This window comes from Bradyrhizobium sp. P2_E8, assembly GCF_056403875.1.
Map to the genome: position 1 here is coordinate 1 of NZ_JBFUES010001674.1, position 897 is coordinate 897.

Annotated in this window: 2 protein-coding genes; both read right to left on the bottom strand. The window is 67.0% G+C overall.

Annotated elements, in window-relative coordinates; genetic code table 11:
* On the bottom strand, window positions 1–533 hold a 533-nt coding region (locus AC1D00_RS43150; RefSeq protein WP_477014928.1), incomplete at its 3' end, for a hypothetical protein.
* Window positions 530–897 (bottom strand): MFS transporter (locus AC1D00_RS43155; protein WP_477014929.1); only part of this gene is annotated, 368 nt, incomplete at its 5' end. The genes AC1D00_RS43150 and AC1D00_RS43155, both read right to left, overlap by 4 nt.

The window sequence follows — 897 nt, forward strand, 5'->3', positions numbered from 1 at the left end:
AAGGGAAGGCACGCGGCGACATCGTCCTCGTCGTACCAGCCTGCCTCATGAAGCAGATTGAGCGAGCCGAGCGTAAAGGGAAGGCACGCGGCGACATCGTCCTCGTCGTACCAGCCTGCCTCATGAAGCAGATTGAGCGAGCCGAGCGTACGCCCGCGCCAACGCACGGGCATGTTGAGCACGCTCGCGCAGCCGAGCGAGGCGATCAGCTCGTGGTCGGAGAACACCATGCGCAGATCGTCCTGCGTGCGGCCGATATAGGCCTCACCGCGGTCGAGAACGGCCTCGGTCCACGGGCCCGGTGCCAGGCGCTTGCGTCCGCCGGTCGGATACGGGCCGGGGAGATTGGAATAGACCCGCGCCGCTTCACCGCTGTCGCCGTCATAGGTCAGGATCGTGAACAGCTTGTGCCCGATCGCCGACTTCATGGCTCCGTCCAGCGCCGCGAACAGCGCATCCGGCTGATCCGCCCTGCCCTGTGCCGCCGCGACGGCACAGAGCAGCGGATCGGCCTGGCGTTTGGTCCGCGTCATGCAACTTCACCCGCCGCAATCTCCTCCAGCGAACGGCCGCGCGTCGGCACGCCCATCAGCACGACGGTCACCGCCCCGAGCAGCAGCACGGTGGTGGTGATGCCGAACACGCCGGCGAAGCCGAAATTCGGATAGAGATAGCCGACCAGGATCGGCGAGACGATCGCGCCGATGCGGCCGATCGCGGAGGCAAGCCCGGCCCCGGTGGTCCTGACCGGCGTCGGGAACACCTCGGCCGTATAGGCATAGACGCCCGCATAGGTGCCGTTCATGAAGAAGGACAGGAAAATTCCCGCCGCCATGATCTGCTGGTCGCTCTGCGCGAAGGCGAGCCCGAGCGCGCTGGCGCCGCCGAGCACCATGT